This window comes from Lewinella sp. LCG006 (genome assembly GCF_040784935.1).
GTDB lineage: Bacteria > Bacteroidota > Bacteroidia > Chitinophagales > Saprospiraceae > Lewinella.
The window spans coordinates 7,392,078-7,415,083 of sequence record NZ_CP160680.1 but is presented as its reverse complement, the minus strand read 5'-3'; the positions used below and the strand labels follow the sequence as shown (position 1 = coordinate 7,415,083).

The following is a 23,006-nucleotide window of genomic DNA, read 5'->3' as shown; positions in this document are numbered from 1 at the left end:
ATGAGAACAAACATCTCTTCCTTTTTTTAGGTTCAATGGATGTAAGTGTCACATTTTGAGATAATTACAATTGAATAAAATAGCTTCTTCTGTGGCTGCATGAAACATTCAGATAAAGAAGAAGTCCATTGATAACCTAAAAATACAGCCAATGAAAAATTTATCATTAAAAATGGGTAGTAAACTTTTAGCCTTGTGTATGCTATTGGTATTTACTGCTTGTAACCAACAAAATACCAATTCGGAAAACGAGACCGCAGCTACTGATACGGCAATGGTAGACACGGACTATGTTTACCCTGCTGAAACGGTGCCAGTAACTCCAGAAAAAACCAAAACCGAACAAGATAATACGGAAGTAGATAAGAATTATCGCAAGATGGTCAGTGATGATGACAATGCGCAAACCAGCGCTCGGGCTTCCAAAGCAAGCACCAGTAGCAATGCTGACCGGAAGTCGCCTCAGAATAGTGACAGCCAGCAAAGCAGTATTAATTTGAATCCTCTGCCCGATAATATGTCAGATATTGATGTAACCAAGGTAGATGATATCTGGTGGGAACAGGACTATGTGATGCCCAATGCTTATTACAATTTTTTCCTGTGGGATATTATGAATGATTTGCCCGATGCGACCGTCTACACTGAAGCATTTGTGGAAAAAAGAAAGAACAGCAAGGATAAAGTTTATACCGAGCTGGCATTGCTGGAGCGCCCACCTTTATTTACGAATGCTTGTAAGGCAAAAGAAGATAGTGAGGAAATGCTCGAGTGTTCAAATGATGCCATCCAAGACTATTTTCAACAAACGGACTATCCTGTTGATGCCCTTCGCAGAAACCGCGAGACAACCACGATCGTATCTTTCGTCGTAGACGCCAACGGTAAAATTCAGGATGATAAAGTGACCGCGCGAAGTAAGAATGGTAACTGTGCTGCTTGTCGCGAACAGGCAGTAGAAATGGTGAGGGCCATGGACAACTGGATACCTGCCCGCCGTAATGGCAAAGCCGTAGCAACACGCTTGAACTTGCCCATCAATTACAATATCATCAACGCAGTAAGAATGAAATAGGCACCTTGCAGGAGAACCTGTTTTCCCCTACAATGACGCTATTGAATAAAGTGAATTTGGGTATTACGACTACTTGTCGGTACCCAATTCACTTTTTTAACCTTAAAAATACAACCAATGATTAAGCACTTATCAGATCAAGAAGCCATTGAAAAAATGCAAGCCATCGCCAATCGGCAGGTTTGTTTTCTATGCACCTACACCATGCCTTACCGACAAGAAGCAAGACCCATGACTACGCTAGAAGTAGATGCGGAAGGTAACTTCTTGTTTTTTGTGAAAAACGACGAAGACGGCACGCAGCAGATTCGTCAGCGCAAGGAAGTTGATCTGCTGTACAACAACGGCAGCTCCTATCTGGCCGTGCATGGAGAAGCTACCATCTATCGCGACCAAAGCAAGATTGACAAATTTTACAACCCCATCGCGAATGTATGGTTTGATGGAAAAGACGATCCCAGCTTGATGATCTTAGAAGTGAAACCAACAGATGCTCATTACTGGACAACCGCTGAGGGGAAAATTGTTACCCTGTACAAGATGGCTAAGGCGACCCTTGCCGGGGAAGAAGTGAACATCGGGGTGACGGGGGATCTTAATATCTAAGCTGGGCTTTCGTCGAAAGACCGTCTAGAGATGGGGCCCTAAGCTAGAGGGGATATAGGGATATAAACTCGCCAGAGGCAACTATACTTTAATGTGTTGTACACACCTACTTGATTTCCCAACTTTAGTAGCGCATTTTCGTTTTATCTTCGAGACTTAGTGACGGATCAAAAATAACTTACGCTTCAACAACAAGTTTTCTTTCAAGTGTAAAATGGAACGAACACTGTTCATCAAACCATGGTTTACAAAATTAATTAATCACCCCGCTATTGTTGCGCAAAGGAATAAAATGGCTGCTTAAGGCAGCAATGTGGCTCTTGCTGACGCTCGTGTCATTGATCGGCATTGTGGTGGTGGCCCTGCATACGCCACCCGTACAAAAATGGGCGACGGAGCAGGCAGCATCCTTTCTGGAACAGACCTTGCAAACGGAAGTTGGCATTGGTGGTTTCGGCTTAGGAGTTCCTCGGCTCTTGCAACTGCACGATGTTTTCATCAATACACCACAGGGCGATACCTTGGCCCGACTCGGACACCTTAAGCTGGGTTTGGATATGTGGGCCTTGCTACGACAAGAGATAAGCGTAGACAATGTATTGTTGGAAGACGTGTATGCCAGGATCATCACTACCGACAGCACAAGTAATTTTCAATTCATTATTGACGCCTTCGCACCCGTCGATACGACGGCCGTGAAGCCTGCTGCGGAACCTGCGGGTTCTTCTGGTTGGACCTTCAATTTACAACAAACCCAACTGAACCTGCAAGGCATTGACCTCTATTATCAGGATGATCCCGGCGGATTGTTGCTGGATGTAAAGTTGGAGAATGGGGTGCTGATCGCTGATGCGATTGATCTCGAAAAACAGTCCTTCTTATTGGAACGGCTTTTTTTGCAGCAAGCTAAAGTCAAGGTGGTATTGGGCCAGACAGAACCTTCTCCTGTGGACACCACTGCAGCGGCGGCCATCATTGCTGCATGTCAGGATTTGCTGCTGGATGAGGTGGATTTTAGTCTCTCTATGGATAGTCTGGATATGCAGACAGCCTTTGCCGCTTTACAAGTAAGAGAACTGCGGACTACCTTAGGGGAAACTACGGCTGCCTCGTTTACGGACCTGACCATGCGTGGGGGCTCCATAACGTACGATACGCCTGCTCCGGCGGCGAAAGGTGGTTTTGATGCCAATCATCTGGCCATCCGTCAAATCAATGGGGAGTTATCCGCATTCGATTTTTCTGGGACGCAGCTGGTGGCCAAGATATTAGAGCTACAGGGGCAAGACCAAAGCGGCTTGCAGCTTAATCACCTAAGTGGAGATATTACCTACGATTCTATTGCTTTGGTCGTGGAAAATTTAGTGCTCGACACCGAGCAAAGTAGCCTGAACGCTACGCTTTTTCGTTACGGTTTCCCTGAAGATAGCCTCTCCAATAATCTGGATCTTACCGCTCGCGCGCAGGGAGATTTAGCGATCAGTGAATTGCTGAAGTTGCTACCAGATAGCCTTACTTCACCCTGGCTGCAAGATTATCCGGGGAGTAAGATCAGCTTTGTGACCAATTTGTCTAGTGAAGGCGAGCAGCTGAATATTGGCCAGTTGGATGTTCAGGCACCAGGAGTAGATCTACGCGCTAAAGGAGAAGTATACCGGCCGCTGGACCCTGAGCAAATAGGGGGGCAGTTGACCCTTGATCGTTTTCAGGTGGAACCCGATAAGGTACGCGTACTTTTACCACCGGATTTATTGCCCGACTATATCGAATGGCCCCGCCTTGTGAGTGCCCAAGGGCGCGTCAGCTATCTCAACCAAAATTTGTCCCTCAACCTACGCGCCCGCGAGGAACGCCTAACCACGCCACTGTGGACCCAGTTTTTGCTGCAAGGGAAAATCCTCAAGCCCGCCGATTTCAAGCAAGCGACTTTTGACGTCTTCATGGATACCCTCTTTGTAACCCGACAGAGCATTCAGGCTTATCTCCCCCCGAAAGCATTGCCGGAAGGCTACCAAATCCCCGACTATCTGGAGGCTTCAGGTTCAGTCAGCGGCCCCATGAATAACCTGGTCGTCGATCTGCAACTTTTTCTTCCCGGTCGCGAAACCTATCTGAAAGTGGGAGGTAAGGTAAAAGAAGTGCTGGACCCAGAAGCGCTGTTCCTCGATCTGAAATTGGCGGACCTCAATGTGAGAACTGCCGATGTCTTGCCCTTGCTACCCGATAGCCTTTTGTCGCCAGATTTTAATCTTCCTAATCTGCGCATCCAGAATGCTAGCCTTACGGGTAAACTGGATGATCTGGCATTCAATTTACCCATCAACACCAGCAATGGCAACGGCAATGTTAGCGGAATTTATAAGCCCAAGGACTTTTCCCTTGATCTGGATTTGTTTGATACCGAGTTGGCCGAGCTGTTTACAGGAGCTATTCATGATACCATTGCCAGTTTGGAACTCCAACCTTTACGTATGGAAATTCAAGCCGTTGGCAGCTTGGAACCGACCTTTACGGCCAGCATCCACACCCGCCTGACGGAAGAAGAACGCGGCCAACTACTAGATCTCAATGCGGAAATTAGCGAGAATGACTACCGCGCACAGCTGGTTTTTTCGCATCCCTATTTGCAAGGAACAGGGGAGGGGCGTTACCAACTCCAGGATAGTACTGCGCTGGTACGAGCAAATTTCGATCTCAATAAAATAGACCTGGAGCGTTGGCAACTAAGTGATCGTCCCTTGTTAGGGTCCGGGAAGCTGGAGGTGAATAGCATTGGCCTGAAAGCCGATCAATTGGATGCTAGGATTCTTTTAGACAATATACTGCTGCGTGGCGAAGGCTCTACGGCTTACATCGATAGCATGCTGATTTTGGCCAACTTAAACCAGGAAGAAAACCAGGTGACCATTAACAGCGATGTCTTGCAAGCTCGTCTGACCGGCGTTTTTGACCCACTTAAGATTATGCCGGAAATCGTCAGGTTTTTAACATCCTATTTAGACGAAGAACCTTTCGCTGGCGATCCCGTCATCAATGGCCAGAATTTTGAGTTGGAAATGGAACTCACCAACCCACGGCCCTTTACCTCTGGGATTATTCCCGGCTTGACCGAGCTGTCTCCTTTTAGCGTTGATTTTAGCTATCGCGACAAGGAACCGGCTTTGCTTTTTGATCTGCAATTAGGACAACTCAGTTATGGTGGAATTAGACTGGAGGGGATGGCCATCAAAGCCGAAGGCGATGAACAGCAGCTTGCGCTGAATGGTGATTGGCGGAATATTGTGATCGGAGAAGATATTGCAATCGGCCGCACCAGTATCGTAAGCAAACAAATTCAGGGCGGTTTGAACACAACCCTTAAAGTCTTTGCGCAGGATAGTGTCCGACATCGCTTTTCTTTCAATTGGAGACAGACGACAAGAGGACAGGAGATTTCTTTGGAGCCCCGTCAGGTGATTAATTTTTCTGAATGGCGTTTGCCGGAAGGCAATGCAATCGTGATTCTGGACAGTACCTTAACGGTAGAAGATTGGGTAATGAGTCGCAATGATCGTTCTATCCGTATGGAGGATACAGAACAAAACGGGCTAGCCATCAGCTTTGATGATGTGAATTTGGCCCGTTTCAGTCGCTTACTCAATTCGGAGGAGGCCTTGTTGGGAGGGATCATGAATGGTAATGTGTACCTTGATGAAGTACTCACCAATCTGGGTATTCGTGCCGACCTGGGAATTGCACAATTGGCTTACTACGAACAAGCAATGGGTGATTTTGCCGTCGCCGTCAGCTCTACTGACAATACCAATTTTGAGATGTCCGCGAGTTTAAATGGTGCTGGGAATGATCTTTCCGTAAGGGGTACTTACCGTGAAGGAGGTGTTTTGGATTTGCAGTTGGCAATGAAGCAGCTACAGGTCGCTAGTGTTGAGCCTTTTTCGCTAGGGTATCTAAAAAATGCAGAAGGTTACCTAGAGGGCAATCTTGCGGTAACAGGTACCATCAACGAGCCGCGCATTGATGGACAGGTCAGTTTTCAGGACGCCGCACTGGCAATAAGTTTATTGGGGAGCCGGTATCGGCTCGATGATCAAACCATCCGCTTTAATGGTAAGACCATGCTCTTTGAGCAGTTCACCCTACTGGATGAAAATAACAACAACGCTACCTTGGACGGAAGAGTCATCGTCAATTCGCTGGAAGATATTCAACTTGACCTACAGGCTCGAACCAAAGATTTTTTGGCCGTCAATTCTACGGAAAAAGACAACGACCTTTTCTACGGTTACCTCCGCGTAGATGCCGAGGTAAGCATCACAGGAACGGCTGCTGAACCCCGACTGGTTGTTGCTGCGGCTCCGAGTAGCGAATCCAACCTGACGTATGCCTACTCTACCGGTGACCAAGCTCGCCTGGAGACAACCCAAGGGGTCATCAAGTTTGCGGAAACCTACGAGTGGGAAGAAATCATCGCCAATGAGCAACGCGACACCCTCACAAAAAGTGGCAGTGGAGCTTACCTGGAAACCAATTTGCAAATCAATGAAAAACTACGCATCCGCGTGATCATTGACCCAATTACGCAACAGGAATTTTCCGGAAGGGGCAACGGTACCATGACTTTTATTCAGTATCCCACAGGGCAACAACAGCTGACCGGGCAGATCAGGATGGCTGGAGGTGCTTATGACATGGTGCTTGAAGGCCTGCAAACCTATACTTTTGATTTGCAAGCTGGCAGCGAAGTCATCTTTACCGGCAACCCATTCAACCCCCAATTTGATCTTACGATCACCAATACCGTCAAAGTGAGTCCACTGCCACTGGTGTCGTCTGTGACATCGGGGGTGGCTGATCAAACTGCTTTGCGACAACGCCAAACCTTTCTCGTGGCGCTTGATCTCAAGGGAGATTTACAAGGGATGGACATCAATGCGGATATCCTATATCCAGAAGACATTTACGGTAATCAAAACCTTGATGCCGTGAAGGATGCGCTTAGCCAATTACGCAGTGATCAGAGCCGAGTTTACCTCACAGCCATTATGCTGATAACCTTTAAGAGTTTTGTGATTCCTAAGCTAGATGTTGGAGGCAATCCTCAGGAAAATATCGTTAATGGCGTCGCAGGTGCTGTAGGAGATGCCCTTAGTCAATTGGTCAATAGTCAGTTGGGGTTTGTTGACTTCAACCTGGGGGTAGAAAACTACGAGACAAGTACAGGGGAGCAGAACTACAATCTGCGCTTGAGTTTACAAAAAAGTTTCTTCAATGACCGTCTGATCGTCAGTGTTGACGGGGTCACCAATACCGCGGCCGATACGGGCACTACGGAGGGAGATGCGCAGACCTATATTGATAATGTCTCCGTAGCTTACTTATTAGATCCTGATGGAAACCTACGCATTAAGCTCTTTAATGATCGTGATCGTAATGAATTTGTAGGGGGCAACACCATTCGCTTTGGGGGCAGGCTGGTATTCAGTAAGGATTTTAATCGTTTTTTTTGGCAGAAAAAATAAGATGTACATTAGGCTATACCCTTTATTACTATTTTTCCTCCTGGTCTTGTTGAGCAATTGCCAGGTAAAGCGGTATTTACCCGACAACGAATACCTTCTCAAAGGAGCTGGTTTGGAGTTGATGGCCGCAGACAGTGTCAATACTGCCAATTTACGTGAGCAAGCCATGGAAAGCATCACCCAGCGGATTAGCCCTCGTTGGCGGGTTTGGTGGTACTATCGCGAGCATGCACCACTGCGCTGGTTAGGTAAAAGAATAGGCCGGGAACCCGCTTTTTATCAAGATCGCCAAAGCCAGCAAATGCTGAGTGTTTTGCAAAATCGGGCAACCAATCTGGGGCATTTTTACAGCCTGGCTACCTACACCACAGATACTTTAGAGAGACAAAAGGCTATTCGGGTAAACTATCAGTTGGAGCTAGGAGAAGCTTATACGATAGATACCATTCGCTACGCTATCCGCAACCCTTCAATAGCAGCTATCCTTGATAGTTTGCGAACAAAAAGCTTGTTGAAAAAAGGAGGCCGGTATTCGCTTGGCCAGTTAAAGTTGGAGTTGCAACGGCTAGAGGATGGATTAAGACAAAAAGGATACTATTATTTTGCCGCCCAGGACCTGGAGTTTTTGGGCGATACGATAGGCAATGACCACGGCATTAGGCTGCTTTTGAAGCTTAAGGATGGCCTAAGTCCCCGCCATTTGCAAGCCCAGCGCTTGCAACAGATTATCATCTACAGCAACTATCAGCGAAGTGATCAACAAGGTGGGGCCTCAGATACAACGATCTACCAAGGTTTACAGATCATCTGTAAGGATTGCCCATTGAAACCCAATATCATGGCGGAAGCAGTCGCCCAACGTCCGGGTATGCTGTACAATCCCCAAACGCACGAGCAGACCATTGAGCGCCTGGCGAATTACAATACCTTCCAATATATTAGCCTGAATTACGAGCCCGTTGAAGGGCAGGATAGTCTGCTCAATTTACAGATTTACCTGTCACCGCAAAAACCTCGCTCCATTGCTGGTGAGGTAGGGGCGGCGTACAATAGTGGCCGCTATTTTGGACCTGAATTTGGGTTCAAATACGCCAACCGTAATTTTAATCAAGGTGCCGAACTGTTTACCCTGGAAGGAGATGTGACCTATAATTTTTTCCTGGGACCCGCCAACGAAAGCCGTATTCCTCGGTCAGGAATTTTTAGTCTCAAAACGGGCGTGGAAATTCCGCGCTTTTGGCTTCCCCAGCGAGAAAGGTTATTACCTGCTTTTTTGAAAAGCAGCACCAGTATTCAACTCGGTTTTAAGATGGAAAATATCCAACTACAGTTGAACCGCTTTGCTACGGAAATTGAAGACAATGATTACCAAGACCTGGGAATGCTGCTAGCTGCTGACGCGAATGCTACTTCGGCGGTGCGGCTTTGGCAGCTAAGTGGAGAATACGCTTATAGCTGGCGAAGGAAAGCCACAATTTCTAATACTTTGACCGTACTCCGGCTTCGCTATCAGAATCCCGAAGTTGCTACAGAGGAATTGTTGAGTTTGAGTCGTTCGCTGGGTTTCACCCAAGGATTGACGGGTTTAGGGCGCTTGGATAGAATGTTCCTTTGGGGGCCTGCCTACCGCTGGACCTATGATTCCCGCTTGCGGCGTAAGACGACCAAGGCCAGCCCACACCATTTCTTCGCTAATTTGGACTTAGGGCTGGTCTTCAATCAAGTATTACCAGTGGGGAGCAACGAACGTTCCCTAAAAGCAGAGAAGAGCAATTACCTACAGCCAGAGGCCGATTTGCGTTATTATTTTGATCTTAATCGTGCGATTACGCTTGCGGCTAGGGTTCATTTTGGTATTGCAACCCCTTTTGGTGGGCGGGCTATCGTACCTTATTTTGATTTATACACCGTGGGCGGCCCCAACAGTTTACGCGGCTTTATCCCGAGAGGCCTTGGGCCGGGAATCACCGTGCCCTTAGATAATAACCTGCTGGGCCAGAATGGCTACGGTAATGTTTTGTTTGAGAGCAGCCTGGAGCTGCGCTATAAGTTGGGGTCTATGTTTCAACTGGCAGCATTTGCCGATGCGGGCAATGTGTGGCTGTACAAAACAGAAACCGATCCAACACCTGGTGATTTCAGTGCGCAAAGATTTGTCCAGGAAATGGCCGTAGATGCGGGAGCAGGCGTGCGTATCGACTTGTCTTTTCTGATCGTGAGAATAGACATCGCAAAGCCCATTGTAATTCCTTACGAAACGAACCCAGCTACACCCCCAAATCGTAAACCACGTTTTGTACTCGCTTTTGGGCAAGCATTTTAGGGCGATATTTTTCATACATTGATTAAATAAAATCAAAAATAGAATCTTTGGAATTGGTAAGTTTTTGATTTTTAGTGTCTTATGTTTTTGGCACGCCCATTGAAATAGGATTGGCATTAGCGTTAACTAAAACAATCCTAATATGTCTACGATCGATTTCACAGAGCAATTAAATGGTTTGCAATTGTTTCTTTACAACTTTGCCTTGCGCCTGACCAACAACCAGGAGGCAGCTAAGGACCTAGTACAAGAAACAAGCATGAAAGCATTTCGCTACAAGGAAAAATTTCAGGTAGGCACCAATTTTAAGGGATGGATTGCGACCATTATGCGCAACACCTTTATTACAAACTACCGAAAGAAACAGAAGAACCGCACCGTGAGTGAACCTGTGGAGGAATTGGCTTACGGCTTGGAAAGTACGACGATTCTTAGCAACCAGGCTGAGGTCAACTTACGTCTGCAAGAATTGATGAAGATGTTTGACGAGATCAGCGATCTTTATACCGTTCCCTTTCTATTGCACTACCGGGGTTATGAATACCAGGAAATAGCTGAGCAACTACAGCTGCCGATAGGAACCATCAAAAGTCGAATTTTTACTGCTCGCCAAAAAATGAAGGATTTGATTGAGTCGCGCTACGAGGCAAGATAAATTAGACTTGTTCTGCTGGGTTAGTTTGGTGGGAAAATTGATGCATTATCGACCACGCGAAGCCTTTTTTGAGGAGCCTAGCCATAGCTAAGCGACTTAAAAAAGGCACAGTGTGGGAAGATAAGGCGCGATTTGCCCCCGAAATGATCCCAGCAGAACAAGTCTATTATCCCAAGCTTTCAAATACTTTCCCAAAAGGTCGGAATACGTGTCGAGCGTATTACCGGCCTTTTTTATTAGAAGAGAAGTATTTTCTTTCGGATTCTACTACATTTTTTTCTGATCGTGGTAGAATGCTATATCAGGGTTATGCATCTTTGCATAATACAACCGTGCATTAGAACAAAATATCCCCTCTTAAGAACATAAGAGGGGATAGATTGAAACGCTTTCCAAAAGAACGCTATTACGCCTAACTGGCATTTAGTCTTGGGGTTCATACGACGCTTTTACCTTTACTTTATCAATAAAGGAAACAAGCTGCATGTCTGCATCTGTAGAATAGCTCATGATGACGGTACCTTTTTCATCGGTGTTGGTTTCGATCGCAAAAATGACGGAACTGTCTGCTGGATTAGTCATACCTTCAAAACGGTGATATTCCACAATTTTTAAGGCATCTGCTTGATAAGCGTGTTTGGTATCAATACTAATCAATTGGTTACCGTCAAATTTGAATTCAGTATCAAAACCTCTTTTACTCAATTCCTCGGTAGCTTGAACCAGATTATCGTAGTAATTTACAGTCATATCATTAGTTATTAGTAGACCATTGTTTCGATTGTGAGTATGTAGGCGACACAATTGAAACAATCGTACTGGTTAGGTTAGTAATTATTATGTCTTGCTTCCTATAGTTGTAACGGGGTAGTTCTTTTGGATGTTCGCTGCTCAGAGAGGAATATGTTTATCCTAAAGTGGTAAGCTATAAGGGCAAGAGGTATAGGATAGGCTTGCAAATTTTACCCTATAAATCATACTTACCTTGTCTCTTTGTGGCAGCAATTATTACTAACTTAGTCGCTTTACTTTCAGATCTAATGGTTTTTAAGTGAATATGCCCTAATAAAATGATGTTATTTGATTTTGGATAAATTGTTTATACCACCCCAAGCGGCGTTCATCAAGGCCTTGCCTCATCCAGTATTACTGGTTGCTAGCAATGGCTTTGTTCATGCTATTAATGAATCGGCAACTTGCTTATTACAGTACACAGAACAAGAATTGCTAGGTCGTTCATGGGCAGGGATTGATGCTCATCTCACCCTTATTGCCTGGAAAGCAAACTGGAAGGAACTGCGAAAAGCTGGCTTTTTACGCTATTCCACAGACTTGGCCATGAGTGGTGCGCTTCTCCGACCAGTAGAGGTTACTATGGTGCCTTTTGACGATAATTTGGCACTGGTGTTGATCACTGATAAAATTGAACGAACAGGAAAAGAGGCACTGCTTTCAGTACTTAGTATTAGAACCAATACGGCTCACTGGCGTTACGATTCACTGCGTAAGCAGTGGCATATTTCTCCTTTGCTGATGTCTTTTTTTGAATGGGGGGAAAGTGAGGAAGAGTTGGTATTAAACGATGAGGATTTTGAACAAAGAATGACGGAATGTCTGATTCCTGGGAGTTGGTCTAAACTTAAAGAGAAATTTAAGTCAGCACTAAGGGAAGGGAGCCCTTTTGAAGAGGAAATCTTGTTGAAAGAGGGTTTCAAATATGCGCGTTTAGCGGTTAGTGGGATCAGTTTGTCCAATGCCTTGCATACGGTACAAATGGTAGGCACCCTCAACCCTCCGTTTTCAAATCAACAGGAGTTGGAAGGGAACAAGCTGGCACAGTTTGCGCTGGATCACGCACGGGATTTGATTTATTGGCTCCGTGAAGATGGACGGGTAGTTTACGCTAATCAGTCTTTTCTTGACCGTTTGGATTTTACCAGGAATGATCTTCGTAATTTAACAATAGATGATTTTGTTGTAGGTAATACAGCGGAAGCTTTTCAACAGTTTTGGGATAGTCAGCGCAACGAAAAATTTGCCACAGGAGAGTTTAAAGTGGTTTCGAAAAAAGGTAACGAAATCATAGCGAGCTATAATACGAATTTTGTCAAGCAGGATGATGAGGAACTGATGTGCGTTTATCTTAGAGACATCACGCATTTTAAGGAGCGTAATGAGCTTTTAGAACTCACTCAGTTCAGTACCGACAATGCTCCCGATCTGATTTTCTGGACGCGTCCGGATGGTACTTTTCGCTACGTGAATAACAAAGCAGCGCAGAGGCTAGAATATGAGCAAGAAGACTTTCAGACGATGGAAGTTACGGATATTGCTCCTTACTTTGATGAAGAGGCAAAGCGGCTATTTTGGGAAAGATTGCGTAAGGAAAATAACTTTCAGGAAGTTTTTGTGCTTACCAACAAAAACGGCGAGCTTATCGAAACTGCTGTAAGTGTCAATTATCTGAATTTTGCTGGAGAAGAAATTGCCTGTAGTTTTTGCCGTGATATAACAATGGCTAAAGTCCGTCGCCGTCGCCGGGATTTGCTGGAATTTACCCTGGATAGCACCCGAGAGATGATTCTGTGGTCGAGGCCCGATGGTGTTATCCAATATTCGAATGAGCAGTTTTTAAAGAAGACCGGATATCTCGCTGAAGAAGTCAATGGAAATAGCATCCAAAGCTTGTTTACCGTGGAGTCGTTCCGGCAAGGAGATATTTGGGATGAGCTGCGTGAATGCGGTGAAATTCGCAAAGAAGTCGTTTTGTTGAATAAGGAGGGCGAGGAAATGGTACTAGACGCCAACTTTAATTACATCAACTACAACGGGGAAGAGTATAAGTGCATCTACTTTCGAGATTTAAGCAAGAAAAAGAAACGTGATTTAGCGCTCAAACTTTCCTATGGGGCTTTAGAAGCGGCAGCTGAAGTAGTGGTATGGTTGAAAGAGACGGGTGAGGTAGAATACCTTAATCAGGCAATGGTCGATTACATCGGTGGCCAAAAAGAAGATTGGTTGGAGCAACAACTACACCGTGTTTTCCCTCAGTTGAAGTTGTCTAAAATCGTTCCAGGAACTTCGATCGAGTACAGTATGCCTTCAAAAGATGGTCATACCGTTTATTTGGAACTCACGTTTAGTGAAATCTACCAGGCAGGTAATCGCTACTTTGTAATTATTGGGAGGAATTTCACCGAACGCTACTTACGCCGTAAAGAAATTGAAAAGGCTCAGCGCCGGATTGAAGAGTTGAGTGCACGCTTACAGGAAGAGAATATCATGTTGCGGGAAGAGGTCAGCGCGGATTACCGTGTAGATAATATCGTTACCGTGAGTCCTCGTTACCAGAAAGTATTACAACAAGTTAGCCAAGTGGCTGATGCTGATACGACAGTCTTGATTTTAGGTGAGACGGGTACGGGAAAAGAACTGCTTGCGCGTGCGGTACACGAGTTGAGTGAGCGAGAGGATTATCCGCTCATTAAAGTGAATTGTGCGGCATTGCCAGAAAACCTCATCGAAAGCGAGCTGTTTGGCCATGAACAAGGGGCTTTTACCGGAGCACATACCCGTAAGAAAGGACGCTTTGAACTAGCAAATAAAGGCACTATTTTTCTTGATGAGGTGGGAGAACTCCCGCTTGCGCTACAGGCAAAATTGTTGAGGGTTTTGCAGGAAGGGGAGTTTGAAAGAGTAGGGGGGACTGAAACGATAAAAGTGGATGTACGGCTGATTGCAGCAACAAATAGATCGTTGGAGGAGATGGTCAAGGAGGGGCGCTTTCGTGCCGATCTATACTACCGTCTTAATGTATTTCCTATTGTAAATATTCCCCTGCGGGAACGCCCAGAGGATATCAAAGTATTGACAGAATATTTTGTCCGGCGTTTTGCTACCCGTTTAGGGAAGAAAATCGTCAAGATCAACGTAGCAGACCTCAATAGTTTGCAAGAATATCGCTTTCCCGGTAATGTCCGTGAGTTAGAAAATATTATCGAAAGGGCCGTCGTCTTATGCCAGGGAGAAACCCTCCGTATTCCCTTGGATAACCAGCAAGGCAGCGATCTTTTTGACACTGCTTTCCCAACTTTTGATGAAATGCAGCGCAATTACATCATTGATGCACTCAAGCGTACGGAAGGGCGTATTACTGGCCCTGCAGGAGCAGGAAGGCTCTTAGGCTTAAATGATCGAACACTGATGTCTAAGATTCGAAAATTTGGGATTGAGAAAAAGGAGTACCTTTTATAGTAAGTAGGAAATAGAGAAAGGGCCAGATGTTTTAAATCTGACCCTTTCTTCATTTTAAGGTGTTCGTTGCAGTGTTATAGCGTTTGTAGGCTACAAGTCTATTCAATAATCTCAGCCATCTGCTTGTCGATTTTATCAAGTGCTTGACGAGTATCGGCTTTGAATTCTTGCCAGCCGTCGGATACTGAATCTCCGATTTTATTCATACGGTTATCAATATCTTGGCCCCATGATTCAAGGCGCTCAACCTCATCGGCCATATCTGCTTTAGCTTCTGCTGAGGCATCAGCCATGTTGTCGTTGAGCTTCTTGATGCGTTCGTCGATAGCAGCACGCATGTTTTTTAAATCTGCTTTCAATTCCTGGCTTTCCGTGCGGAAGGCATCAGCAATTTCATTGCCAGCATCATCGAGGTCATCAGCTGCTTCTTCCATCTTGTCCTCCGTCGTAGTGTTGTTGTCACAACTGAAAAACATTCCGAAAGAAAGGAGTAAGACAAGGGCGGGATACAAAATTGATTTCGTTTTCATAAGCAAGGTGGTTTTGGGTAATGTAATTTGGTTTTTCATTAAGGATATATTATCCTCCGATCTTATCGATCATGTCTTTGACCTCAGCTTTTGTCTTACCAAGTTTCTCTTGCAGACGACCTACCAATTCATCTTCCTTGCCTTCTTCAAAAGCGAGGTCGTTGTCGGTGAGTTGGCCATATTCCTGCTTAAGCTGACCTTTAATTTGATTCCAATTTCCTTTTACTTGATCACTAAATGCGCTCATAATTAATTGTTTTTGATTCACTCTTGAAACTGAGGTGGAGCAGTGTATGTTCGGTGATGGGGTAGAAAAGATTAAATCCATTCGTTTTATATACTGAAGATGGTAACGAACACATAGCTATTAAAGGAGGTTTAAGGGATAGAGCAAAAGAAAAATTGAAAAAACGATGCGATCAACAAAAACTGACTTTACCGAAGACATAGGGGAAGCAATAGGTTACCTAGAGGTGTTAGCGGAGCGGAAAATTCAAATGGCAAAACTAGATGCTGCTGAAAAGCTTGCTAAAACGACCGCTTCTTTAGCAACGGGGTTTATCCTGCTTGCGCTTTTGCCTGTCTTTTTGTGTGTGCTAAGTGTTGCCTTGGGATGCTTGCTAGTAGCGTCTTTCGGTTTTTCTTTTGCTGAAAGTTTCTTTTTGCTGAGTGGATTTTACTTTTTGCTGGGAGTAGTACTGTACTTAGGAAGGCAACAATTTTTCACCAACCCTATCTTGGGAATGGTGATCAGTGACATTTTTAAGGAAAGTGCACCGAAATAAATTAAACTTATCACACCAATATGGAACTTCATAAAATAGACAGTATTCAAAAATTAAGGCAGGAAAGGCTTCGATTACAACAAGAAGCCAATGTTGCACAGGAGCTTTTGCATCTAAAAGTTCAAGGGACAATTGATAGCAGTAAGGTGCGTCTGTTGGGGAGTTGGAAAGTACTCCTTCCAGTGGCAATTACTGCGGGAATCCAACACTTTGTGAAGAATAGTGCGCCCCGGACAACAACTGCCGCTACAGATGAGAATGCCTTTTTTGCTACTTTTCAAGAAGGTTTTCAAGCTTTTCAGCGACCCAGCCATGAAAGATGGGGGGCTTTGATTCCTGTATTACTACGTTTATGGGAGTTGTGGCAGAATGACCAGACGGAAAACCCAGTAGCTCCTGTTTCAACACCAACGACAAAAGAAACGGCTCCATTAACACCGGTATCTTTTTGAATAAACTGTGCTTTGAAAAATTCTTTGTAATGATTTTGGTAGAAATCGAACTCTTAGCTTATATTATGGTTAATGATGACAGATAGAATCCTCAATACCAGCATCTGAGTCAAAATTTATTAACTAAGTTTTTTTATTTGCAAAAGCCCCACTTGTTTTGTCTACAGATAATCCAGAAAAAGAAATAATCAATTCATGGTTAGAGAAGAGCAAGCATCAATTGATCATTGTGGTTTTCTCTTCTTTGTGGTCCGGATCAACGCATATTCTTAAAACTTATCTTAGGGCTATCATTGATGAGTTTTCAGACGTAGAAAAAATTTTCGTCGATGTTGAAGAGCAAGAAAAAATTGCTCAAGCGTTTGGGATCAGCCAGGTTCCAACGATGATTCTAATGAAGAATGGCGAGGTCTTAGACACGATTATTGGAACTATGTCTAAAAAGAAACTTCGCATTTTAATAGAAAGTCATATTTATCCCGACAATTAATTAGGGTTTATTTCTTCGGAGTCAACTCATCGTTTCCATGGCCATCGTTTCCTGCACTTGGTTGGCGTAGTACCGAGGTGTAACACCATATTTTTCCTTGAATTTTTTTGAAAAATAACTGGGATGGTTGTAGCCCACTTCCAGTGCGATATCTTGTAGTTTTAGTCCACCGTTTTTTATGAGTATTTCGGCTTGCTCTAATCGCTTGGCGTTGAGATAAACATTAATTGTTTCCCCGAAAAGCTGTTTGAAACCTTTCTTTAGGGTTTGTTGATTAATACCTGCCATTTTTGCCAATTCTGGAATAGTGGGAGGGTTTTGTAAGCGACTAACTAGAATATTCCCTGCATCCCGGATACGAACCAAGCCATTGTCCGGCTTGACGATTGACTTTTGAGGTTGTTCCCTATTTTGTTGGTATTGTTGAAGCTGTAGGAAAAGAATTTCGTAGAGCTTGGCTGTAGCAAAGGTGCTATTGAGCAAACCAATATCTTCTTGCTGGAAAATGTCGTTTAAAGCCTGGACAATAGGCAGATGAAAAATATCCTGGAAGAGGAAGTTTTTTTTGCCAGCAATATCTTTCATCGTCGCTAGCAAATCTTCTGGTATCTCAAGGGTGGCACAATCGACTTTAGAAAAGAAAGCCTTTTTATGAAGAAGAATCGCCAGAAAAGCAACTTCTTGGTCTTTACCAAATACCCACTGCGTAGTCGTTCTGGCAGGCTGGGCACAGATGGTGCTTTGGAGGGGCTCCAGCATGAAATCTTCCTGGTATTTTCCTTTGCGGGAGCGCTGAAATATACCGTTTGCCAGCGTATAAAAAATAACTGGCGCTGAGCTCCCTCTGGCAAAATTAATCGTCCAGTCGCTCTTCAGTTTACCATTAAGCAAAAAGGCATCCATACCATCGCTTATTTTGTAAGTGATCATCTCTCCCTTACCTAGCCTACGAGGTATTTGGATACTACTTCTTTGACAATCTACATCAATGGTAGAACGAAATTTATCCCCCAATTCCTTGATAAGGACTTCAGCATTCCTGAGTGCAGTGGTGAATTGCATAATCAGATAGTTGTTAGTTAAAGTAGCTGTCGAACTTATTCGCTTAGGCTTATTGGTGATAGGATTTTCTGATAATAAACCGCCGTAAACTGGGCACCAAAGTAAAAGATAGCAGAAGCATAAAAAATCCATACCATGATGACCATTATTGAACCAGCCGCCTCGTACATATTGCCTGTATTAGATAGACCAATATAAAAGGTTATAGCATACTGTCCGATAAAGAAAAGAATAGTCGTTATGGTTGCTCCTAAACGCGCTGTAGCCCAATCAATTTTTCGGTCAGGTAAGTACCTAAAGATAAAGGCGAAGAACAAGCCAGTCAAGAAAAGAGGAAGCGTAAGTGAAATAAAATACAAAAAGGCAGTTGACAAATCGGGAATATATTCAGAGATATAAGCGGTAAACCGCGTAATTAAAGCGTTAAGCGTTAAAGTGGTTACCAAAATAAAGGCAATTGATAACAAAAGTGCCAAGCCAATTAATCGACCTCTTACGTATTGCCACCATCCCATTTTCTTACTGGCTTCTTTAGCAAGGAAGATGATATTCATAGTTCCCTGAATCGTTACAAAGATGGTGGTAGAGGTGAAAAGCATTCCCCCAATGCCCACCATTAATGACCAACCTTCACGGTCAAACAAACCAATATTATCAATCGTAGCGGACAACTGAGCGGCACTTTGTTGACCAAAATAATCACTTAGCTGACGGAAGATTGTCTGCTCAATAGCTGCTTGGTCATAAAAGAAGGAGGTTGCCTGAAGGAGAATAAGTAAAAAAGGAGGTAGCGAAAAAATAGTGTAATAAGACAATGCCGCAGAACGCAACATGAGGGCATTTTCACCAAACTGAAACAAAGTCTCCTTAAGACAGGCCCACAAAAAATTGAAAGCAATGGGTGAAATCATGTATGGGAATTAGGAAATTAAGAAATTATTGCTCAATCGTTTCAAATTGATAGTCTTCTAATGAAATAGCAAAATTTTCAGTGGGAGAGAAGGTTCCGTCATTGTTTTGCTTTAAGACTTGTGTATATTCATCAATAGGAGCTCCCATGAGCGTAAATTGTACCACACGTGCTTTTTTAAGGATATCTAAACGGGTATCTCCATCAAAATCTTGCAACCAGCTGTCCATCTGCCAGCACATACTGTCATTACAGTAATAACTGGCAAGTGTCTGAATATAAACCAATTGGTCATCTTCTTTGGTGAATAACCCTATCATGTTTTGTGTGCCAGGGCCCTGAAACCTTAGTAAGTAGGCATCAGATGCACCATAACGTATCTTATAAAGCGCATAGGTGTTGAAATCATGGGGAAGTTCATCACGCCAATTGGCCGAAAAAAGCCGGTAAAGGCCTCGATCTATAGGGGTGCCGTAAAAGGTGAAGTCGGCATTGTTCTGGGATGCTGTAGGTGCAAATAAGTGCAAATTCCCTACGTTCGTAACTTCGAAGTTTTTCTCGAAGGCAGTCCATGCTTTGGAGTTGGGGTTTTGACCAAAGAGCACAATACTGGTTAGTAGGGTAACCAATAAAAAGGAAGAGCGCAAAAGCATATTTTTTATTAAAGGAATAAACATTGTCATTTATTTTAAAACTTAGATGATTAAGTAACTTTTATTATTACTCATATTTCAATAATGAAACCTCATGTTTTTAAGAGATGTTCGGTACTATTACTTTATCTTGCTTGACCAAGAAATTCTTACTAATTTTTGTTTAATGAAAAATATCCTGCGTCAGCTAAAGCAAAGAATTAAAGCTGTTCCCCGCAAAATCTGGTTTTTACCGCTTCTTCTGGCTTTGGGTTTTCTCTTGCTCAGTTTGGGAATTATAGCCCTTCGTTCTTCGGAATTTATTCAGCAACTCGACGAAAAATTGACTTTTTTGGCACTTGCTTCGGTGGATACTGCCCGTTCTATCATCAGTACGCTTACGGGGGGGCTGATTTCTTTGGTTGTTTTCAGTTTCTCTATGGTGATGGTAGTGCTCAATCAAGCTTCAGCGCAGTTCTCTCCCCGATTATTACCAGGATTGATTTCTAAACGGCAGCACCAGTTTATTTTAGGCTTTTACCTCGGAGCAATTATTTACAACCTGACAGTTTTGGCCAGAATTGGACCTTCTGATTTAGAACAATCAGTGCCAATTATTTCCGTGTTGTTAGCCATCATATTTGGGATCGTTGGACTAATTCTATTCATCTCTTTTATCACGACGATCTCAAACGCAGTGCGGATAGACACGATTCTTAATGACTTACATATAAGTACGCAAAAAAAACTAAGCGAGAAAAGTAGCTATAAATTCCTGAGGAACGAGGAATTACCAGAGGGCACCCAAGACTGGCAACCACTAAGCAGCGATAGATCGGGCTATCTCTTACAGATTGAAATGAAGGATTTATTGGCTTTGTGTGAAGCGCAAGAGTTGCAGGTGAAGGTATTGCCTTATGCTGGCAAGTTTGTAATCCGTGGTCAGGAGGTCATACAACTATCAAAAGGGGTTGACGAAGAGGTTGAGGAAGAGTTACTCAGTTGCCTGCTAATCACGGAGCAGGAAGACCTGCAATCGGATCGCCTGCATGGGATGAAGCAAGTTGTTGAAATAGCAGTGAAGGCCATGAGTCCAGGGATCAATGATCCTGCTACCGCCATCAGTGCCGTAGATTTTTTGACGAGTTTGCTAGATACCTTCTTACAGCATTGCCCCAACAATTGTGCAGTGGATGGAAATGGAAGTGCACTCATCTGGTTGACCGCTCGCCCCTTAGAGGAAATACTTTTCAGTCTTTTTAGTCCATTAAGAACTTACTGCACGGGGGATGTACTAGTAACTAGAAAAATCATTTATTCGCTAAGGCAAATACAAGCAAGCACAAGGCTTTCTGCGAGCGAACGACTTTTATTCCGGCGAGAGGTACAAAAAATAAAAGAAGACTTCTTGAAGCGTTCTCTTAACGTAGCTGATCAGAGGTTGATAAGTCTCCTTTAGACGATTGACGAGGAGGCCTGGGAATTCTCAGAAAGGTTAAAGTAAAAAAGACACCGTACGTAAAACGTACGGTGTCTTTTGTGATAGGTGGCTAGTGAAATTTTATATTTTTTTCACTGCGCCTGATAAGAGGGATACAACTAATAATACCAGGAATATCCAGAAAATGACTTTAGCAATAGCAGCAGCTCCGGCAGCGATACCGCCAAATCCGAAAACACCAGCAATAATTGCAACAATAAAGAAGATCAGGGCGTAGCGTAGCATGGTTTTTAATTTTAATTAGTAATTGAATGTATAATAGTGAAACTGAGCGTTTGATGCTGGTGTTCGATGAAGGCGAAATAAATTATCTACTTTTTATCTTTTTTTTCTAATAACCAATAGGATAATGGCACCAATAAGAATAATACTACCTATTGTCAGTGGATGGGAATGCCAAGTAGTATGGACGGCAGGATCAAAGGTTTGGTCACTGTAGGGACTTTCACTAGAAGATTGTGCAAGTGTTTGATTAACAGTGATTAGAAAGAGTAAAAGGCTGGTAAGTAATTTCATTTTTTTATTTTTGAAACTGACAGAAGAGGATAGATGTTCATCTCGGAGGGGGATGTTTTTTAAGGATGGGGAGCCCTGTAATTCTTAGGTTACTGCACGCGATCCGGCAATTATTTTGATGTTGAAAATCGAACACTGACTTTGGAGTACTGTTGCTTAGTTGAATGAAATTAGTAACAAAATAAATTATGAGAAAGCTATTTTTAACCTTTTTTAGTATTGGATCATTTTTAAATTTTACCGCTGCCCAAACACAAATGGTAAGTAAAATGTCGTTCGAAGATGCAGAAATGTCAGCTTACCAAATCGACATCAATATTGCTCCCGATCAGGTCATTGATCTTTGGGACGAATTTTGGGATGATCATTATAATATTGATGTAGATCGAGAGGATCGTAATCGGGAACGAGAGATTTATCTGGCGAAGGAAGTTAGTGCAGAAGCGATCAGCAATAAGCCTTTTGACATCTATTCTCTGCTTACGACTACCGCGGAAGACAAAACTACAGTAAGCTTAGGATTTGGTTTAGGGTACGATATTTATGCAGGAAAAGATCAATTTCAGGAAGTTTTTCAATCTGCCGAACGAATACTTAATGAATTCGAAGCTTATAGTTATCAGAAATTCTACCGCCAACGAGTCGCAGATTGGCAAAAACAGCTAGAAGATGCGAGAGAAGAAAAAGCAGACCTGGAAGAGGATATGGCTAAGCGAGAAAGTAAAATTGAAGACTTGGTGAAAGACATCAATGATTTGAGAAATGATCTGGAAAAAGCAAGAAAGAAAAATGAAGAAGCTAGAGCAGACCTGCCACAAAAAACGCAGCGCGTATATGAGTTAGAACGAGAACTTCGTGCTGCAGAACAATTACTCACTAAATGGCAATAAAGCTATAGACTTTGGATAAACTGAAAATAAAAAAAGCCACAGTCGAAAAACTGTGGCTTACCTTTAAAATTAAAACGGGATTAAAAGTAGTGTCTACCTAGAAGTTGTAATCTCTTTAAGAAGTGACGCGCTCAATAGCGTCCTTCAGTTTCTTGCGGGCCGTAAAAATTCGGCTCTTTACAGTACCCATGGGGAGACTCAAGTAGTTGGCGATTTCCTGGTATTCGTATCCACGATAATGCATCAAAAATGGTACAGAGTATAGTTCGCCGATTTGGTCAATCTTGTGATGAATCTCTTGCATGCGCAGGTTGATTTCTGCAGCATAGCTAGGAATAGTTGTACTTTCTAAACTATAAGCCAACTCTTCTACAGGCTCACTAACAGTGCGTTGACGCTTTTCTTTGCGATAATTATTGATGAAGGTATTTCGCATTATGGTAGCGATCCAGCCTTTAAAATTAGTACCCATCTGGAATTTTTCACGATAGCGAAAAGCTCTTAGTGAAGTATCCTGTACGAGGTCTTTGGCCTTCTCATGGTTGTTGGTAAGGCGCATGGCGAAATTAAATAAAAAGAGTTGTAGGTTGTTGAGTTGTTTTGAAAAATCGGTAGTAGACATATTTGAGTGGTTTGATTACATCTCTTATAGTTCAATAGGTGTGCCAAAATTTCAAGTAGCTGTTAGTCAGTTGTTTATGATAAGGGAGAGAAACGATAATGATTATATTTAATCATTTTACTTTATTTGGTAAGCTTTGTTTACGGTGGTATTGGGTAAAGTAGGATGGTTAATCTCTAGTAAG

Annotated in this window: 20 protein-coding genes; 11 read left to right on the top strand and 9 right to left on the bottom strand. The window is 43.4% G+C overall.

Annotated elements, in window-relative coordinates:
* Nucleotides 1-151: 151 nt before the first annotated feature.
* The 5 genes from AB0L18_RS27110 to AB0L18_RS27090 all read left to right on the top strand — a co-directional run bounded on the left by AB0L18_RS27110 (nt 152) and on the right by AB0L18_RS27090 (nt 10,178).
* Nucleotides 152-1,075 (top strand): energy transducer TonB, encoded by a 924-nt coding sequence (locus tag AB0L18_RS27110; RefSeq protein ID WP_367390457.1) that lies wholly within the window; start codon nt 152-154, stop codon nt 1,073-1,075.
* A 117-nt stretch (nt 1,076-1,192) separates the two neighbouring features.
* Nucleotides 1,193-1,681 (top strand): pyridoxamine 5'-phosphate oxidase family protein, encoded by a 489-nt coding sequence (locus AB0L18_RS27105; protein ID WP_367390456.1) that lies wholly within the window; start codon nt 1,193-1,195, stop codon nt 1,679-1,681.
* Nucleotides 1,682-1,956: 275 nt separating this feature from the next.
* On the top strand, nt 1,957-7,200 hold the full coding sequence (locus tag AB0L18_RS27100; protein ID WP_367390455.1) for a translocation/assembly module TamB domain-containing protein: 5,244 nt from the start codon (nt 1,957-1,959) through the stop codon (nt 7,198-7,200).
* 1 nt (nt 7,201) lies between these two features.
* Entirely contained in the window at nt 7,202-9,523 is a 2,322-nt protein-coding gene (locus tag AB0L18_RS27095; protein ID WP_367390454.1) for a BamA/TamA family outer membrane protein, read from the top strand.
* Between the two features lie 142 nt (nt 9,524-9,665).
* Nucleotides 9,666-10,178: an RNA polymerase sigma factor gene (locus tag AB0L18_RS27090; RefSeq protein ID WP_367390453.1), complete on the top strand. Its 513-nt coding sequence runs from the start codon at nt 9,666-9,668 to the stop codon at nt 10,176-10,178.
* Nucleotides 10,179-10,601: 423 nt separating this feature from the next.
* On the opposite strand, the gene AB0L18_RS27085 is transcribed toward AB0L18_RS27090, so the two are convergent.
* The gene (locus tag AB0L18_RS27085) at nt 10,602-10,928 is read right to left on the bottom strand and encodes a hypothetical protein (RefSeq protein WP_367390452.1); all 327 of its coding nucleotides are present in this window, start codon (nt 10,926-10,928) and stop codon (nt 10,602-10,604) included.
* Nucleotides 10,929-11,264: 336 nt separating this feature from the next.
* On the opposite strand from AB0L18_RS27085, the gene AB0L18_RS27080 reads away from it, so the two are divergent.
* Complete coding sequence (locus AB0L18_RS27080; protein WP_367390451.1) at nt 11,265-14,432, top strand: sigma 54-interacting transcriptional regulator; 3,168 nt, start codon at nt 11,265-11,267, stop codon at nt 14,430-14,432.
* A gap of 98 nt (nt 14,433-14,530) precedes the next feature.
* Here the strand turns inward: AB0L18_RS27080 and AB0L18_RS27075 are convergent, their stop codons facing one another.
* Nucleotides 14,531-14,962, bottom strand: coding sequence for a hypothetical protein (locus tag AB0L18_RS27075; protein WP_367390450.1), 432 nt, complete (start codon nt 14,960-14,962; stop codon nt 14,531-14,533).
* A gap of 49 nt (nt 14,963-15,011) precedes the next feature.
* Nucleotides 15,012-15,209: a CsbD family protein gene (locus tag AB0L18_RS27070; RefSeq protein WP_367390449.1), complete on the bottom strand. Its 198-nt coding sequence runs from the start codon at nt 15,207-15,209 to the stop codon at nt 15,012-15,014.
* A gap of 166 nt (nt 15,210-15,375) precedes the next feature.
* Between AB0L18_RS27070 and AB0L18_RS27065 the strand changes: the two genes are divergently transcribed.
* The 3 genes from AB0L18_RS27065 (at nt 15,376) to AB0L18_RS27055 (ending at nt 16,689) form a co-directional block, all read left to right on the top strand.
* Nucleotides 15,376-15,747: a hypothetical protein gene (locus AB0L18_RS27065; protein WP_367390448.1), complete on the top strand. Its 372-nt coding sequence runs from the start codon at nt 15,376-15,378 to the stop codon at nt 15,745-15,747.
* Between the two features lie 20 nt (nt 15,748-15,767).
* Nucleotides 15,768-16,199, top strand: a complete 432-nt coding sequence (locus AB0L18_RS27060) for a hypothetical protein (protein WP_367390447.1) — start codon at nt 15,768-15,770, stop codon at nt 16,197-16,199.
* Between the two features lie 157 nt (nt 16,200-16,356).
* The gene (locus tag AB0L18_RS27055; protein ID WP_367390446.1) at nt 16,357-16,689 is read left to right on the top strand and encodes a thioredoxin family protein; all 333 of its coding nucleotides are present in this window, start codon (nt 16,357-16,359) and stop codon (nt 16,687-16,689) included.
* Between the two features lie 21 nt (nt 16,690-16,710).
* On the opposite strand, the gene AB0L18_RS27050 is transcribed toward AB0L18_RS27055, so the two are convergent.
* The 3 genes from AB0L18_RS27050 to AB0L18_RS27040 are packed head-to-tail and all read right to left on the bottom strand — an operon-like array spanning nt 16,711 to nt 19,338.
* Complete coding sequence (locus AB0L18_RS27050; RefSeq protein ID WP_367390445.1) at nt 16,711-17,751, bottom strand: helix-turn-helix transcriptional regulator; 1,041 nt, start codon at nt 17,749-17,751, stop codon at nt 16,711-16,713.
* A 35-nt stretch (nt 17,752-17,786) separates the two neighbouring features.
* Nucleotides 17,787-18,662, bottom strand: a complete 876-nt coding sequence (locus AB0L18_RS27045; RefSeq protein ID WP_367390444.1) for a YihY/virulence factor BrkB family protein — start codon at nt 18,660-18,662, stop codon at nt 17,787-17,789.
* Nucleotides 18,663-18,687: 25 nt separating this feature from the next.
* Nucleotides 18,688-19,338: a hypothetical protein gene (locus tag AB0L18_RS27040; protein ID WP_367390443.1), complete on the bottom strand. Its 651-nt coding sequence runs from the start codon at nt 19,336-19,338 to the stop codon at nt 18,688-18,690.
* Nucleotides 19,339-19,480: 142 nt separating this feature from the next.
* On the opposite strand from AB0L18_RS27040, the gene AB0L18_RS27035 reads away from it, so the two are divergent.
* Nucleotides 19,481-20,752, top strand: a complete 1,272-nt coding sequence (locus tag AB0L18_RS27035; RefSeq protein ID WP_367390442.1) for a DUF2254 domain-containing protein — start codon at nt 19,481-19,483, stop codon at nt 20,750-20,752.
* 102 nt (nt 20,753-20,854) lie between these two features.
* Here AB0L18_RS27035 and AB0L18_RS27030 read toward each other — a convergent pair whose 3' ends face one another.
* Together AB0L18_RS27030 and AB0L18_RS27025 are read right to left on the bottom strand one after the other, a co-directional pair.
* Nucleotides 20,855-21,019 carry a DUF1328 family protein gene (locus AB0L18_RS27030; RefSeq protein ID WP_020539208.1) on the bottom strand — a complete coding sequence of 55 codons (165 nt, stop codon included), beginning with the start codon at nt 21,017-21,019 and terminating at the stop codon, nt 20,855-20,857.
* A 93-nt stretch (nt 21,020-21,112) separates the two neighbouring features.
* Complete coding sequence (locus AB0L18_RS27025) at nt 21,113-21,310, bottom strand: hypothetical protein (protein WP_367390441.1); 198 nt, start codon at nt 21,308-21,310, stop codon at nt 21,113-21,115.
* A gap of 188 nt (nt 21,311-21,498) precedes the next feature.
* On the opposite strand from AB0L18_RS27025, the gene AB0L18_RS27020 reads away from it, so the two are divergent.
* Entirely contained in the window at nt 21,499-22,200 is a 702-nt protein-coding gene (locus tag AB0L18_RS27020) for a hypothetical protein (protein WP_367390440.1), read from the top strand.
* 115 nt (nt 22,201-22,315) lie between these two features.
* Here the strand turns inward: AB0L18_RS27020 and AB0L18_RS27015 are convergent, their stop codons facing one another.
* Nucleotides 22,316-22,822, bottom strand: a complete 507-nt coding sequence (locus tag AB0L18_RS27015) for an RNA polymerase sigma factor (RefSeq protein ID WP_367390439.1) — start codon at nt 22,820-22,822, stop codon at nt 22,316-22,318.
* Between the last annotated feature and the right edge of the window lie 184 nt (nt 22,823-23,006).

Bases quoted from the DNA above. Each gene is read 5' to 3' on its own strand.
- AB0L18_RS27105 (WP_367390456.1), top strand. From the start codon at position 1,193: ATGATTAAGCACTTATCAGATCAAGAAGCCATTGAAAAAATGCAAGCC.
- AB0L18_RS27020 (WP_367390440.1), top strand. From the start codon at position 21,499: ATGAGAAAGCTATTTTTAACCTTTTTTAGTATTGGATCATTTTTAAAT.
- AB0L18_RS27035 (WP_367390442.1), top strand. From the start codon at position 19,481: ATGAAAAATATCCTGCGTCAGCTAAAGCAAAGAATTAAAGCTGTTCCC.
- AB0L18_RS27025 (WP_367390441.1), bottom strand. From the start codon at position 21,310: ATGAAATTACTTACCAGCCTTTTACTCTTTCTAATCACTGTTAATCAA.
- AB0L18_RS27085 (WP_367390452.1), bottom strand. From the start codon at position 10,928: ATGACTGTAAATTACTACGATAATCTGGTTCAAGCTACCGAGGAATTG.
- AB0L18_RS27015 (WP_367390439.1), bottom strand. From the start codon at position 22,822: ATGTCTACTACCGATTTTTCAAAACAACTCAACAACCTACAACTCTTT.
- AB0L18_RS27090 (WP_367390453.1), top strand. From the start codon at position 9,666: ATGTCTACGATCGATTTCACAGAGCAATTAAATGGTTTGCAATTGTTT.
- AB0L18_RS27060 (WP_367390447.1), top strand. From the start codon at position 15,768: ATGGAACTTCATAAAATAGACAGTATTCAAAAATTAAGGCAGGAAAGG.
- AB0L18_RS27045 (WP_367390444.1), bottom strand. From the start codon at position 18,662: ATGATTTCACCCATTGCTTTCAATTTTTTGTGGGCCTGTCTTAAGGAG.
- AB0L18_RS27075 (WP_367390450.1), bottom strand. From the start codon at position 14,962: ATGAAAACGAAATCAATTTTGTATCCCGCCCTTGTCTTACTCCTTTCT.
- AB0L18_RS27070 (WP_367390449.1), bottom strand. From the start codon at position 15,209: ATGAGCGCATTTAGTGATCAAGTAAAAGGAAATTGGAATCAAATTAAA.
- AB0L18_RS27040 (WP_367390443.1), bottom strand. From the start codon at position 19,338: ATGTTTATTCCTTTAATAAAAAATATGCTTTTGCGCTCTTCCTTTTTA.
- AB0L18_RS27110 (WP_367390457.1), top strand. From the start codon at position 152: ATGAAAAATTTATCATTAAAAATGGGTAGTAAACTTTTAGCCTTGTGT.
- AB0L18_RS27030 (WP_020539208.1), bottom strand. From the start codon at position 21,019: ATGCTACGCTACGCCCTGATCTTCTTTATTGTTGCAATTATTGCTGGT.
- AB0L18_RS27050 (WP_367390445.1), bottom strand. From the start codon at position 17,751: ATGCAATTCACCACTGCACTCAGGAATGCTGAAGTCCTTATCAAGGAA.
- AB0L18_RS27095 (WP_367390454.1), top strand. From the start codon at position 7,202: ATGTACATTAGGCTATACCCTTTATTACTATTTTTCCTCCTGGTCTTG.
- AB0L18_RS27065 (WP_367390448.1), top strand. From the start codon at position 15,376: ATGCGATCAACAAAAACTGACTTTACCGAAGACATAGGGGAAGCAATA.